We start from the raw sequence: 13,453 nt of genomic DNA on the forward strand, positions 1-13,453 counted from the left end.
GAACCTCAACTCTTTGTATTAAGTGTAAAACAGTTGACTACTATCGCAGCGTTATACGGCGATAACAACCCATAAACGGATCCATTTCCCAGCAGACTATGCTGAAAACCAGACCGTGCGACCGGTTTCATATTCATATCATTGTAAACACGTGTCCGAACTTAATTATGACAACGTTCGGCGAAACCACGAGAAAACTCTTGTCTTAACAAGAGCGCCCTTGTTCAGTTTTCACAAAGCGTGACCGGCCCTGGAATCCTGAGAAGCCCCGAGATGGGTATAACATCGGCAGGTTTGCAGATTAGAAATGCGGGTTGCGGGAATCAAGTACGCGCCAGAACGGCTGCGCTGAATTAGCGAAAAACACTGGTTCATTATCTCGTATCACCTCCACGGCCGCTCCTGCTGAAACGGACCACAAGCCAAAGCTAAAAGTTCACTGCTTAACCCGGCTGGAAGTGGCGACACGATGAGTTCATCGAGCGCTTATTGGTATGAGCCGCGCGCCGCGTTTTATACCGAGAACAGGGGTAAATTGCAAAAGATAAATGCGCGGGTTGCCAGCGCCGTCAGGAAAAATTTCCAGCAGCGAATTCAACTCAGTGAGAGGTTAGTCAAAAAAAACTGGAAATCGGGCGAAGAACTGACCTAAAATAGCCATCCAGATGTTAATCCATCCATACTGATTAACACTCAGACTGCCAGTGTCATTAACCTGCAGGCCTTGGTAGAATTATCTCCTTTGGCTATTCCACACAGCAGCTTGAGCTAAACAAATTCCTTTTAGGTGAAATAAAACATGGCAAAACACCTGTTTACGTCCGAGTCCGTATCAGAAGGACATCCAGATAAAATTGCTGACCAAATCTCCGATGCGGTGCTTGATGCGATCCTGACGCAGGATCCAAAAGCGCGCGTCGCGTGTGAAACCTACGTCAAAACCGGCATGGTTCTGGTTGGCGGTGAGATCACCACCAGCGCATGGGTGGATATCGAAGAGATCACCCGTAACACGGTTCGTGAGATCGGTTATGTCCATTCTGATATGGGCTTTGATGCCAACTCTTGTGCGGTACTGAGCGCAATTGGCAAACAGTCTCCGGACATCAACCAGGGCGTTGACCGTGCCGATCCGCTGGAACAGGGCGCGGGCGACCAGGGCCTGATGTTTGGTTATGCAACCAACGAAACTGACGTGCTGATGCCAGCGCCAGTGACCTACGCACACCGTCTGGTGCAGCGTCAGGCTGAAGTGCGCAAGAATGGCACCCTGCCATGGCTGCGTCCTGATGCGAAAAGCCAGGTGACCTTCCAGTACGACGACGGCAAAATCGTCGGTATTGACGCGGTCGTTCTGTCTACTCAGCATTCCGAAGAGATCGACCAGAAATCCCTGCAGGAAGCAGTGATGGAAGAGATCATCAAGCCGGTTCTGCCAACTGAATGGCTGAGCTCCGCAACCAAATACTTCATCAACCCAACCGGACGCTTTGTAATCGGCGGCCCAATGGGTGACTGCGGTCTGACCGGCCGTAAAATCATCGTTGATACCTACGGCGGCATGGCGCGTCACGGTGGCGGTGCCTTCTCCGGTAAAGACCCGTCTAAAGTTGACCGTTCTGCTGCGTACGCTGCGCGTTATGTTGCGAAAAACATCGTTGCTGCTGGCCTGGCTGACCGCTGTGAGATTCAGGTTTCCTACGCTATCGGCGTGGCTGAACCGACCTCCATCATGGTTGAAACCTTTGGTACCGAGAAAGTGCCATCCGAGCAACTGACACTGCTGGTGCGCGAGTTCTTCGACCTGCGCCCATACGGTCTGATTCAGATGCTGGATCTGCTGCACCCAATCTACAAAGAAACCGCTGCATACGGTCACTTTGGTCGTGAACATTTCCCATGGGAAAAAACCGACAAAGCCGCTCTGCTGCGTGAAGCTGCCGGTCTGAAATAATCAACTGACAGCGAATGTTAAAAAAGGCCAGCCTCGTGCTGGCCTTTTGCTTTTGTCAGCCAGATAGCCTGACATTGCGCTTTGCGTGAAACCGATTACACCCCACCCGATATACCTCGCTTTCAGAATAATCTCTTTGCATGATCGCATGTCTTATGCTGTTACATTTCCTTTCAGTTAAGTCTGAAATTCATTCAAACGCGATGCGCATCAACTAATTTACCTCTATATTTTCAAAGCTTTAATTTTATTTACGGTTACACACCAGTGTAACCGATTACACCAATGTGATTTATCTCACATATTTATCCGGGTTGCTCACTTACCCTTAACATCGATAAAACTGATAACCCAACTGGAGGGCATAATGCCTGACAATAAAAAACAGGGGCGTACGTCCAATAAGGCGATGACATTTTTCGTCTGCTTCCTCGCCGCCCTGGCAGGATTACTTTTTGGCCTGGACATTGGCGTGATTGCCGGTGCGTTACCCTTTATCACTGAAGAGTTCCAGATAAGCGCTCACACCCAGGAGTGGGTAGTAAGTTCCATGATGTTTGGTGCGGCCGTGGGTGCCGTGGGCAGCGGCTGGCTCTCTTTCAGGCTGGGCCGCAAAAAGAGCCTGATGATCGGTGCAATCCTGTTTGTTGCCGGTTCGCTCTTCTCAGCAGCGGCTCCAAACGTTGAGGTATTGCTGCTTTCTCGCGTGCTGCTTGGTCTGGCCGTGGGTGTGGCATCGTATACCGCCCCACTCTATCTCTCTGAAATCGCACCCGAGAAAATCCGTGGCAGTATGATTTCGATGTACCAGCTGATGATCACCATCGGCATCCTCGGGGCTTACCTTTCCGATACCGCCTTCAGCTACAGCGGCGCATGGCGCTGGATGCTTGGCGTGATCATTATCCCTGCCATTCTGCTGCTGATTGGCGTTTTCTTCCTGCCGGACAGCCCACGCTGGTTTGCAGCGAAGCGTCGTTTCGTCGATGCCGAACGCGTGCTGCTGCGATTGCGCGATACCAGCGCGGAAGCGAAAAACGAACTGGAAGAGATCCGCGAGAGCCTGAAGGTAAAACAGTCAGGCTGGGCGCTGTTTAAAGAGAACAGCAACTTCCGTCGTGCGGTATTCCTGGGCGTGCTCCTGCAGGTGATGCAGCAGTTCACCGGGATGAACGTCATCATGTACTACGCGCCAAAAATCTTTGAACTGGCGGGGTATACCAACACCACCGAGCAGATGTGGGGGACCGTCATCGTTGGGTTGACCAACGTTCTGGCGACCTTTATCGCTATCGGTCTGGTGGACCGCTGGGGCCGTAAGCCAACCCTGACGCTGGGCTTCCTGGTGATGGCCGCCGGTATGGGTGTTCTCGGCACGATGATGCACGTGGGGATTCACTCTCCAACCGCCCAGTATTTCGCTGTGGGGATGCTGCTGATGTTTATCGTCGGGTTTGCGATGAGCGCCGGTCCGCTGATTTGGGTGCTGTGCTCTGAAATCCAGCCGCTGAAAGGGCGTGATTTCGGTATCACCTGCTCCACCGCGACCAACTGGATTGCCAACATGATTGTCGGTGCGACGTTCCTGACCATGCTCAATACGCTGGGCAACGCGAACACCTTCTGGGTCTACTCCGGCCTGAACATCTTCTTTATTGTTCTGACGCTGTGGCTGGTTCCTGAAACCAAACACGTGTCACTGGAACATATTGAACGTAACCTGATGAAAGGTCGTCCACTGCGCGAGATTGGCGCACACGACTAATTCTCTGGCGGGAGGTGCCTCTTGCACCTCCCCGCTTCGCGCTTTATGCTCTGCCCCTATGAAAGCACCCCGTCTCCCCATCGCCCTTCAGCAAGCCGTTATGCGCAGCCTGCGGGAAAAACTCGCCCAGGCCAACCTGAAACTCGGCCGGAATTACCCTGAGCCGAAACTCGTCTACCAACAGCGTGGCACGGCGGCGGGCACGGCGTGGCTCGAATCCTATGAGATCCGTCTGAACCCGGTGCTGATGCTGGAAAATCAGCAGGCGTTTATTGAGGAAGTGGTGCCGCACGAGCTGGCGCACCTGCTGGTATGGAAACACTTTGGCCGCGTGGCACCCCACGGCAAAGAGTGGAAGTGGATGATGGAAGCCGTGCTGGGCGTTCCGGCACGCAGAACCCATCAGTTTGAACTTGAGTCGGTACGCCGCAATACCTTCCCCTACCGCTGCCAGTGTCAGCAGCATCAGCTTACCGTCCGCCGTCATAATCGCGTGGTGCGCGGCGAGGCCACCTACCGTTGCGTCAAATGTGGTGAACCGCTGGTCGCGGAATAACCAACTGAACTTTCAGGAACTTTCCTGATCTGACTGATTGCATACAGGAACAACATTCGTTACGTTGCGGGCTCGTTTTGACACGGAGTGTAAGATGTCCCGTAATTTTTCTCTCGCGGTCGTTTTTCTGGCGACAGCACTCTCCGGCCAGGCTCTGGCCGACGGTATTAACAGTTTCTCCCAGGCAAAAGCGGCGGGCGTAAAGGTCAACGCGGATGTTCCCGGTGATTTTTATTGCGGTTGTAAGATTAACTGGCAGGGTAAAAAAGGGATCGTTGATCTCGAATCCTGCGGCTATAAAGTGCGTAAGAATGAAAACCGCGCCAGCCGCATCGAGTGGGAACATGTGGTGCCGGCATGGCAGTTTGGCCACCAGCGTCAGTGCTGGCAGGATGGCGGTCGTAAAAATTGCGCCAAAGATCCGGTCTATCGCCAGATGGAAAGCGATATGCACAACCTGCAACCCGCGGTTGGCGAGGTGAATGGCGATCGCGGCAACTTTATGTACAGCCAGTGGAACGGCGGAGAGGGTCAGTACGGCCAGTGCGGCATGAAGGTTGATTTTAAAGAGAAAGTCGCTGAGCCCCCGGCCCGCGCGCGCGGCAGTATCGCCCGAACCTATTTCTATATGCGTGACCGTTACGACCTCAACCTTTCCCGCCAGCAGACGCAGCTGTTCAACGCATGGGACAAGCAATATCCGGTGACGGAATGGGAATGCCAGCGTGACGCGCGCATCGCGAAAGTTCAGGGTAATCACAATCCTTACGTCCAGCGGGCTTGCCAGGCGCAAAAGAGCTAACCTACACTAGCGGCAATTCGCTTACACCGCATGACATATGGAATTTCTGACTATGCGCATTCCTCGCATCTACCACCCTGAGCTGATTACCATCGGCCGCGAAATTGCCCTCTCTGACGATGCCGCCAACCATGTTGGTCGCGTACTGCGCATGGGAGCAGGACAAGCTATTCAGCTGTTTGATGGTTCTAATCAGGTTTTCGACGCGGAAATTACGCGTGCTGATAAAAAAAGCGTGCATGTAACGATATTGCGCGGCGAAGTGGATGACCGTGAATCTCCGCTGCACATACACCTGGGACAGGTGATGTCGCGCGGAGAAAAGATGGAGTTCACCATCCAGAAATCCATTGAACTGGGTGTAAGCCTCATTACGCCACTTTTTTCTGAGCGCTGTGGCGTTAAACTGGATGCGGAACGTCTGAATAAAAAGATCCAGCAGTGGCAGAAAATTGCCATTGCTGCCTGTGAACAGAGTGGCCGCAACCGTATTCCGGAGATCCGCCCGGCGATGGATCTGGAGGACTGGTGTGCTGAAGAGGAAAGTGGGCTGAAGCTCAATCTCCATCCACGCGCCAGCGCCAGCATTAATACGCTGCCGCTACCCGTTGAACGTGTTCGCCTGCTGATTGGTCCGGAAGGCGGCTTGTCCGCTGACGAAATTGCCATGACGGCGCGTTACCAGTTTACTGATATTCTGTTGGGACCTCGCGTTCTGCGTACTGAGACAACGGCACTCACAGCCATTACCGCGCTACAGGTGCGTTTTGGCGATCTGGGTTAACGCTAAGCCTGAGCCCTCAGGCTTTTAACGGAGATGAAAATGATCAAGCTCGGCATCGTGATGGATCCCATCGCAAACATTAACATCAAGAAAGATTCCAGCTTCGCGATGCTGCTGGAAGCGCAGCGTCGCGGCTATGAACTCCACTACATGGAGATGAACGATCTTTACCTGATCAACGGTGAAGCCCGCGCACGTACCCGCATCGTTAACGTCGAGCAGAATTACGACAAATGGTATGAATTCGGCACCGAGCAGGATATTGCCCTTGCCGACCTCAATGTCATTCTGATGCGTAAAGACCCTCCGTTCGACACCGAATACATCTACTGCACCTATATCCTTGAGCGCGCGGAAGAGAAAGGAACGCTGATCGTCAACAAACCCCAGAGCCTGCGCGACTGTAACGAGAAGCTCTACACCGCATGGTTCTCTGACCTGACGCCTGAAACGCTGGTGACCCGCAACAAGGCACAGCTGAAAGCGTTCTGGCAGAAACACGGCGACATCATCATGAAACCGCTGGACGGCATGGGTGGCGCATCTATTTTCCGCGTGAAAGAGAGCGACCCGAATATTGGGGTGATTGCCGAAACGCTGACCGAGCTGGGCACGCGTTACTGCATGGCACAAAACTACCTCCCGGCCATTAAAGATGGCGATAAACGCGTTCTGGTGGTGGATGGTGAACCGGTGCCGTATTGCCTCGCGCGTATCCCGCAGGGCGGCGAAACCCGCGGTAACCTGGCGGCCGGTGGCCGCGGTGAGCCGCGCCCGTTAAGTGAAAGCGACTGGGAAATTGCCCGCCGCGTTGGCCCGACACTGAAAGCCAAGGGCCTGATTTTTGTCGGCCTGGATATCATCGGCGATCGTCTGACCGAAGTGAACGTGACCAGCCCAACCTGTATTCGTGAAATCGAAGCGGAATTCCCGATTTCGATCACCGGAATGCTGATGGACGCCATCGAGAAACGTTTACAGAAATAACCTTTCAATACTATTAGTGACAGCACCCCGGTTTGTCCGCATACTGGGGCTGTCGCTTTTTAAACCAGGAAACAGTACCTCTGACAATGAATTTACAGCATCACTTTCTTATTGCCATGCCTGCTCTCCAGGATCCGATTTTTCGCCGCGCCGTGGTTTATATTTGTGAATACAATGAAGACGGCGCGATGGGCATTATCATCAACAAACCGCTGGAAAACCTGCAGGTTGAAGGGATTCTGGACAAGCTGAAAATTTCGGCTGAAGAGCGTCTGCCGGAAATCAGGCTTGATAAACCGGTGATGCTGGGCGGGCCACTCGCAGAGGATCGCGGTTTTATCCTGCATACGCCGCCGGTCTTCTCTTCCAGTATTCGCATCTCTGACAACACCGTCATTACGACCTCTCGCGACGTGCTCGAAACGCTGGGTACCGCTGAGCAGCCGTCGGAAGTGCTGGTGGCCCTGGGCTACTCCTCCTGGGAGAAAGGCCAGCTTGAGCAAGAGATCCTCGATAACGCCTGGCTGACCGCGCCTGCGGACATGAACATTCTGTTTAAAACCCCTATTGCCGATCGCTGGCGTGACGCCGCGAAACTGATCGGCATTGATATCCTGACTATGCCTGGCGTAGCGGGGCATGCCTGATGAGCGGAACACTTCTGGCCTTCGATTTTGGCACCAAAAGCATAGGCGTCGCCGTGGGTCAGCGAATCACGGGTACCGCACGTCCACTCACGGCCCTGAAGGCCAGTGACGGCACACCGGACTGGAACCTCATTGAGCGCCTGCTAAAAGAGTGGCAGCCGGATGACGTCATCGTTGGGTTACCGCTGAACATGGATGGCACTGAACAACCGCTTACCGCCCGAGCGCGTAAGTTCGCCAATAAAATCCATGGCCGCTTTGGCGTCTCCGTGAAGCTCCACGACGAGCGTCTGAGCACCGTTGAAGCACGTGCAGGTCTTTTTGAACACGGCGGCTTCAGGGCTCTCAACAAAGGCAGCGTTGACTCCGCGTCCGCTGTCATCATTCTCGAAAGCTATTTCGAACAGGGTTATTGAGCGCCGGGGCCTAGAGTTGCCCCTGCGCCCGTCTTTCAGCCAGGCTCTGGTCAAAGTTCTGCATCCCCGCCTGCTGGCCGGTTTGAATAATACCGGGCAATTGCCACGTTTTTCCTTCGCGAATGAGATTCGCCGCCGCCGGAGTATTCACCAGCAGCTCATAAAGCGCCACGCGCCCGCCCTGCGCATCGGGGAGGAGCTTTTGCGCCAGCACCGCCCGCAGGCTGCCGGCCAGCTGATTGCGCACCGGATCTTTCTCCTGCGCCGGAAACGTATCGACCAGCCGCTCAATCGCCTGCGCTGCCCCGCGGGTATGCAGTGTCGCGAGCACCAGATGTCCGGTTTCTGCCGCCGTCAGCGCGAGGCGGATTGTTTCACTGTCGCGCAGCTCTCCCAGCAGTATGACATCAGGATCCTGGCGTAACGCCCCGCGCAGCGCGTCGGCAAATGACGGGCTGTGTTGGCCAATCTCGCGCTGCTGGATCAGGCAGCGTTCGCTCTGGTACAGAAACTCCACCGGGTCTTCGAGCGTCAGAATATGCCCGTCAGTATGGTGATTAAGAAAATCCACCATCGCTGCCAGCGTAGTGGACTTACCGCTGCCGGTTGCCCCGGTGACCAGAATTAGCCCGTTGTCACTGGATAACAGCTCAGGAACAACCCGGGGCACCCCCAACACGGAGAGTTGCGGGCAGACCCCGGGCAACAGCCGCAGCGTCATTGAGACGCCGCTTGTCTGTTTAAACGCGCTTCCGCGCAGGCGCTGATTGCCCGCCAGGGTAACGGCAAAATCCACCTGCCCGTTCGCCCACCACGTTCCCTGCTGTTCATCGTTGAGCCACGCTTTTAATAGCGTATCGACTTCGGGCGGCGGAAACGGTGCGGGTTCAAGACGACCTGATCTGCGCCAGCGCGGTGGCGAATCACTGCACAGGTGTAGATCGGAGACATTATGCTTTACACTAAGGGCCACAATTTCTTCCACATCCATACAATACTCCTCGGAAAATGAACGACATTGCGCACAACCTGGCACAGGTCCGGGACAAAATCTCAGCTGCAGCAACACGTTGCGGCCGTGCTTCAGAAGAAATTACGTTACTTGCAGTGAGTAAAACCAAGCCTGCGAGCGCCATCGCAGATGCGATTGAGGCGGGTCAGCATGCGTTTGGTGAAAACTACGTGCAGGAGGGCGTGGATAAAATTCGCTTCTTCCAGGAACAGGGGAAGACGGATCTGCAATGGCACTTTATTGGCCCCTTGCAGTCGAACAAAAGCCGTCTGGTCGCTGAACATTTCGACTGGTGCCATACCATTGACCGTTTGCGTATTGCTTCGCGTCTGAACGACCAGCGCCCTGAAGCGTTACCGCCGCTGAATGTGCTGATTCAGGTCAACATCAGTGACGAAAACAGCAAGTCCGGTATTGCGCTGGAAGAACTGGATGCGCTGGCAGCAGACGTCGCGGCACTGCCGCGCTTAACCCTGCGCGGGTTGATGGCCATCCCGGCACCGGAGTCAAGTTATGAAAGGCAGTTTGCCGTGGCACAGCAAATGGCTGTAGCATTTGAGGCGCTTAAAGGGCGCTATGAAACGGTAGACACGCTTTCTCTGGGCATGTCGGATGATATGGAAGCCGCCATCGCGGCAGGCAGCACTATGGTGCGCATCGGCACGGCAATTTTCGGTGCGCGCGATTACAACCAATAATAAGGAAACCTGAGGAACGCCATGAAGACGTTGACTTTCCTGCTTTCAACGGTCATTGAGCTGTATACGATGGCGCTGTTACTGCGCGTCTGGATGCAGTGGGCCCGCTGTGATTTTTACAATCCGTTCTCGCAGTTTGTCGTGAAAATCACGCAACCTATCGTAGGACCGCTGCGTCGCGTCATTCCGGCGATGGGCCCCATTGACAGTGCTTCTCTGCTGGTCGCGTTTATTCTGAGCGTTATCAAAGCGATTGTGCTGTTTATGGTTATCACCTTCCAGCCGATAATCTGGATTGCCGCCGTTCTGATCCTGATAAAAACCGTCGGTCTGCTGATCTTCTGGGTGCTGCTGGTCATGGCGATCATGAGCTGGGTAAGCCAGGGCCGTAGCCCGGTGGAGTACGCGTTAATTCAGCTGGCTGAACCGCTGCTGCGTCCAATCCGTAACCTGCTTCCATCTATGGGCGGCATCGATTTCTCTCCGATGATCCTGGTTCTGCTGCTGTACGTCGTGAATATGGGAATCGCTGAGCTGTTACAGTCCACGGGCGATATGCTGCTGCCGGGGCTGTGGATGGCGCTATGAGTGCAGTGAGCACCTGCGCTGACGGGCTGGTTTTACGGCTGTATATTCAGCCGAAAGCCAGCCGTGACAGTATTGTTGGACTGCATGGCGACGAGCTAAAAGTCGCCATCACTGCCCCACCGGTTGATGGCCAGGCGAATGCGCATCTGACCAAATATCTGGCAAAACAGTTTCGTGTCGCCAAAAGCCAGGTGATCATCGAGAAAGGTGAACTTGGGCGGCATAAACAGGTAAAAATTCTCAACCCGCAATCTATCCCGACGGAAGTCGCGGCGCTGACAGAGCAGGATTAAACCATGCAGAAAGTTGTTCTCGCTACCGGTAACGCCGGTAAAGTGCGCGAGCTGGCCTCGCTATTAAATGATTTTGGACTGGATGTCGTTGCACAGACCGAACTGGGTGTGGATTCCGCCGAAGAGACAGGGCTGACGTTTATCGAAAACGCGATCCTGAAAGCGCGCCATGCCGCACAGATTACCGGTTTGCCCGCGATTGCCGACGACTCCGGTCTGGCGGTAGATGCCCTTGGCGGTGCGCCGGGTATCTACTCCGCACGCTATTCAGGCGTCGATGCCACCGACCAGCAGAATCTGGAAAAGCTGCTTATCGCGCTGAAAGACGTGCCAGATGATAAACGCCAGGCTCAGTTCCACTGTGTACTGGTCTATCTGCGTCATGCCGAAGACCCTACGCCAGTCGTCTGCCACGGCAGCTGGCCGGGGGTGATTACCCGTGAAGCGGCAGGCAGTGGTGGCTTTGGCTACGACCCGATTTTCTTTGTCCCGTCTGAGGGCAAAACCGCTGCGGAACTGTCCCGCGAAGAGAAAAGCGCGATTTCCCACCGTGGACGCGCCCTGAAACTGTTACTGGAAGCACTGCGTAATGGCTAATTTGCCGCCTCTGAGTCTTTATATTCACATCCCGTGGTGCGTGCAGAAATGCCCGTACTGCGATTTCAACTCGCACGCGCTGAAAGGTGAAGTGCCGCATGATGACTACGTTGCGCATCTGCTGGCCGACCTGGATGCCGATGTACCTTACGCACAGGGACGTGAAGTTAAGACCATTTTCATTGGTGGCGGTACGCCGAGCCTGCTTTCTGGCCCGGCGATGCAAACGCTGCTGGACGGCGTGCGTGCGCGCCTGAACCTGGCCGCGGATGCTGAAATAACGATGGAAGCCAACCCCGGCACCGTTGAAGCCGACCGTTTTGTCGATTATCAACGTGCAGGCGTAAACCGCATCTCGATCGGTGTCCAGAGCTTTAGCGAGCCGAAGCTGAAACGTCTGGGACGCATTCACGGCCCGGAAGAGGCAAAGCGAGCAGCAAACCTGGCCACTGGCTTAAGCCTGCGCAGCTTTAACCTGGATTTGATGCACGGCCTGCCGGACCAGTCGCTGGAGGAAGCGCTGGACGATCTGCGTCAGGCGATCGCGCTTAACCCACCGCATCTCTCCTGGTATCAGCTGACTATTGAGCCAAACACGCTGTTTGGTTCCCGTCCGCCGGTGCTGCCGGATGATGACGCCCTGTGGGATATCTTTGAGCAAGGTCATCAGCTTTTGACCGCAGCAGGTTATCAGCAGTACGAAACCTCCGCATACGCGAAGCCGGGTTACCAGTGTCAGCACAACCTGAACTACTGGCGCTTTGGTGATTATCTGGGGATTGGCTGTGGCGCACACGGTAAAGTGACCTTCCCTGACGGGCGCATCCTGCGTACCGCCAAAACGCGTCATCCGCGTGGTTACATGGAAGGCCGCTACCTTGAACGTCAGCATGATGTTGAGGCGACGGATAAACCGTTTGAGTTCTTTATGAACCGCTTCCGCTTGCTGGAACCCGCACCACGTGCGGAGTTTGCGCGTTATACCGGATTGCCGGAAGCCACGATTCGTCCGCAGATTGACGAGGCGCTGGCGCAGGGATATCTCACCGAGTGTGAGGATTACTGGCAGATCACCGAGCACGGCAAACTGTTTTTAAACTCCCTCCTTGAGTTGTTCCTCGCAGAAGATTCCTGAAGGCTGATTCAGGATTTTGCACCCCATTCTGCCGGCTGAGGGAAAGGCTGGCAGAGTGTGGGGATGGATATTACTCGTACTTATGCAAAACAGCTTAGACGGGAGCTGACAAAAGAAGAAAGACGGCTTTGGTATCTACTGCGCATCCGCCGTTTCGAAAATTATAAATTTCGTCGACAACATCCTGTAGATCACTACATTCTGGTTTCGCCTGCTGCGCGGCTCATCTGGCTATTGAACTGGATGGCGGGCAACATGATGAAAAGCAGGAATACGATCGTCAAAGAACGTGCTGGCTTAACGAGAAAGGCTGGTATGTCATTCGATTTTGGAACAACGAACTCTGGAATAACGAAGAAGCGGTGTTAGAAAAGATCCTTGAAACACTGCAAATGCTGCAACCCTCACCCCGGCCCTCTCTCTAAAAGGGAGAGGGCGCAAACCATCCCCTCGCCCCTTTGGGGAGAGGGTTAGGGTGAGGGGAAATTACTTCAGCGTTCCCACCAGCGCCTTGCGGCTATCTTCCAGCGACACCACGCGTTTACAGACGTCTTTGCCGAACTGCTGGAAATCGTCTTCCTGGTTCTTCCACTCGTTCTGAATCGAGGTCTGCAGACCACCCAGGCTACCGAGCACGCCCTGCAGTGGGTTACCGCCGCCTTTCAGCACCGCTTTAGCCCCCATCTCGTTAATGCTGTCCTGCAGGATGCCACCCATTGCCTGGTTCACCAGCTGTTGACCGTCGGCACGAACCTGATCGATTGCCTTGTAATGGAACGTCAGGCCGTCGGAGCGATGCTCAATAATGCGGTTCATCTGCTCTTTCAGCTGTTTGTCGAGCTTCGTCAGGCGGGTGCGCATGTTACTGCTCTCACCCACCTCTTTGGTGATGATCTTATCCAGCGCGACGCGGCTCTTCTCTACGCGCGTCAGGGCACCTTCATCAATCCACGGCAGCGCGGTACGCAAATCGGCCTGGTAGTCTTTCGCCTGCTCACGCTGAGCGGGGGTCAGGTTGTACTGTTTACCGTTAAATGTGACGTTCCCGTCCGGCGTAATCACCAGATGACCGTTCTCGCCTTTGACCTGCACGGTTTGCGGGCTTAACACCACGTCATCACGCGGGGTGACGCTACATTTATACTCCGCATGAGCGGTGAATCCGATTGCCATTAAGGCAACAGCCAGCAACGTTTTGCGCATCTTAAACACTCCCTCA

At 54.6% G+C, this 13,453-nt stretch carries 17 protein-coding genes and 1 pseudogene; 15 read left to right on the forward strand and 3 right to left on the reverse strand.

What is annotated here, in order from left to right; genetic code table 11:
* Positions 1-5: 5 nt before the first annotated feature.
* The gene (gene yqgB / locus BJ887_RS09940; protein ID WP_071605459.1) at positions 6-137 is read right to left on the reverse strand and encodes an acid stress response protein YqgB; all 132 of its coding nucleotides are present in this window, start codon (positions 135-137) and stop codon (positions 6-8) included.
* A 332-nt stretch (positions 138-469) separates the two neighbouring features.
* Between yqgB and BJ887_RS23160 the strand changes: the two genes are divergently transcribed.
* The 9 genes from BJ887_RS23160 (at position 470) to ruvX (ending at position 7,911) form a co-directional block, all read left to right on the forward strand.
* Positions 470-652, forward strand: coding sequence for a hypothetical protein (locus BJ887_RS23160; protein WP_025203262.1), 183 nt, complete (start codon positions 470-472; stop codon positions 650-652).
* A gap of 147 nt (positions 653-799) precedes the next feature.
* Complete coding sequence (gene metK, locus BJ887_RS09950; protein ID WP_014171559.1) at positions 800-1,954, forward strand: methionine adenosyltransferase; 1,155 nt, start codon at positions 800-802, stop codon at positions 1,952-1,954.
* Between the two features lie 367 nt (positions 1,955-2,321).
* Positions 2,322-3,719, forward strand: a complete 1,398-nt coding sequence (galP, locus tag BJ887_RS09955) for a galactose/proton symporter (protein WP_014171560.1) — start codon at positions 2,322-2,324, stop codon at positions 3,717-3,719.
* 58 nt (positions 3,720-3,777) lie between these two features.
* A complete protein-coding gene (locus BJ887_RS09960) occupies positions 3,778-4,275 on the forward strand; it encodes a SprT family zinc-dependent metalloprotease (protein WP_032670169.1) in 498 nt (165 codons plus the stop codon).
* A 94-nt stretch (positions 4,276-4,369) separates the two neighbouring features.
* Positions 4,370-5,077 (forward strand): deoxyribonuclease I, encoded by a 708-nt coding sequence (gene endA, locus BJ887_RS09965; protein WP_063156839.1) that lies wholly within the window; start codon positions 4,370-4,372, stop codon positions 5,075-5,077.
* A gap of 52 nt (positions 5,078-5,129) precedes the next feature.
* Complete coding sequence (gene rsmE / locus BJ887_RS09970) at positions 5,130-5,861, forward strand: 16S rRNA (uracil(1498)-N(3))-methyltransferase (RefSeq protein ID WP_121339816.1); 732 nt, start codon at positions 5,130-5,132, stop codon at positions 5,859-5,861.
* 39 nt (positions 5,862-5,900) lie between these two features.
* A complete protein-coding gene (gene gshB, locus BJ887_RS09975; protein ID WP_020883696.1) occupies positions 5,901-6,848 on the forward strand; it encodes a glutathione synthase in 948 nt (315 codons plus the stop codon).
* 86 nt (positions 6,849-6,934) lie between these two features.
* The gene (locus tag BJ887_RS09980; protein ID WP_020883695.1) at positions 6,935-7,495 is read left to right on the forward strand and encodes a YqgE/AlgH family protein; all 561 of its coding nucleotides are present in this window, start codon (positions 6,935-6,937) and stop codon (positions 7,493-7,495) included.
* A complete protein-coding gene (ruvX, locus tag BJ887_RS09985; protein ID WP_014171567.1) occupies positions 7,495-7,911 on the forward strand; it encodes a Holliday junction resolvase RuvX in 417 nt (138 codons plus the stop codon). Before BJ887_RS09980 ends, ruvX begins: the two co-directional genes overlap by 1 nt.
* A 10-nt stretch (positions 7,912-7,921) precedes the next feature.
* On the opposite strand, the gene BJ887_RS09990 is transcribed toward ruvX, so the two are convergent.
* Positions 7,922-8,902 (reverse strand): type IV pilus twitching motility protein PilT, encoded by a 981-nt coding sequence (locus BJ887_RS09990; RefSeq protein WP_121339817.1) that lies wholly within the window; start codon positions 8,900-8,902, stop codon positions 7,922-7,924.
* Positions 8,903-8,919: 17 nt separating this feature from the next.
* On the opposite strand from BJ887_RS09990, the gene BJ887_RS09995 reads away from it, so the two are divergent.
* The 6 genes and pseudogenes from BJ887_RS09995 (at position 8,920) to BJ887_RS10020 (ending at position 12,659) form a co-directional block, all read left to right on the forward strand.
* On the forward strand, positions 8,920-9,621 hold the full coding sequence (locus tag BJ887_RS09995) for a YggS family pyridoxal phosphate-dependent enzyme (RefSeq protein WP_121339818.1): 702 nt from the start codon (positions 8,920-8,922) through the stop codon (positions 9,619-9,621).
* A 21-nt stretch (positions 9,622-9,642) separates the two neighbouring features.
* Entirely contained in the window at positions 9,643-10,209 is a 567-nt protein-coding gene (locus tag BJ887_RS10000; protein WP_014171570.1) for a YggT family protein, read from the forward strand.
* Positions 10,206-10,502, forward strand: coding sequence for a DUF167 family protein YggU (yggU, locus tag BJ887_RS10005; protein WP_014885193.1), 297 nt, complete (start codon positions 10,206-10,208; stop codon positions 10,500-10,502). Before BJ887_RS10000 ends, yggU begins: the two co-directional genes overlap by 4 nt.
* Before the next feature lie 3 nt (positions 10,503-10,505).
* Positions 10,506-11,099: an XTP/dITP diphosphatase gene (locus tag BJ887_RS10010; protein WP_047956088.1), complete on the forward strand. Its 594-nt coding sequence runs from the start codon at positions 10,506-10,508 to the stop codon at positions 11,097-11,099.
* The gene (gene hemW / locus BJ887_RS10015; RefSeq protein ID WP_121339819.1) at positions 11,092-12,234 is read left to right on the forward strand and encodes a radical SAM family heme chaperone HemW; all 1,143 of its coding nucleotides are present in this window, start codon (positions 11,092-11,094) and stop codon (positions 12,232-12,234) included. Before BJ887_RS10010 ends, hemW begins: the two co-directional genes overlap by 8 nt.
* Positions 12,235-12,297: 63 nt before the next feature.
* Positions 12,298-12,659, forward strand: a pseudogene (locus BJ887_RS10020) (endonuclease domain-containing protein).
* 61 nt (positions 12,660-12,720) lie between these two features.
* On the opposite strand, the gene BJ887_RS10025 reads toward BJ887_RS10020, so the two are convergent.
* Positions 12,721-13,437 (reverse strand): DUF2884 domain-containing protein, encoded by a 717-nt coding sequence (locus BJ887_RS10025; RefSeq protein ID WP_121339820.1) that lies wholly within the window; start codon positions 13,435-13,437, stop codon positions 12,721-12,723.
* Positions 13,438-13,453 lie beyond the last annotated feature (16 nt).

The organism is Enterobacter sp. WPR_3_1, assembly GCF_003635055.1.
Taxonomy (GTDB): Bacteria; Pseudomonadota; Gammaproteobacteria; order Enterobacterales; family Enterobacteriaceae; genus Enterobacter; species Enterobacter ludwigii.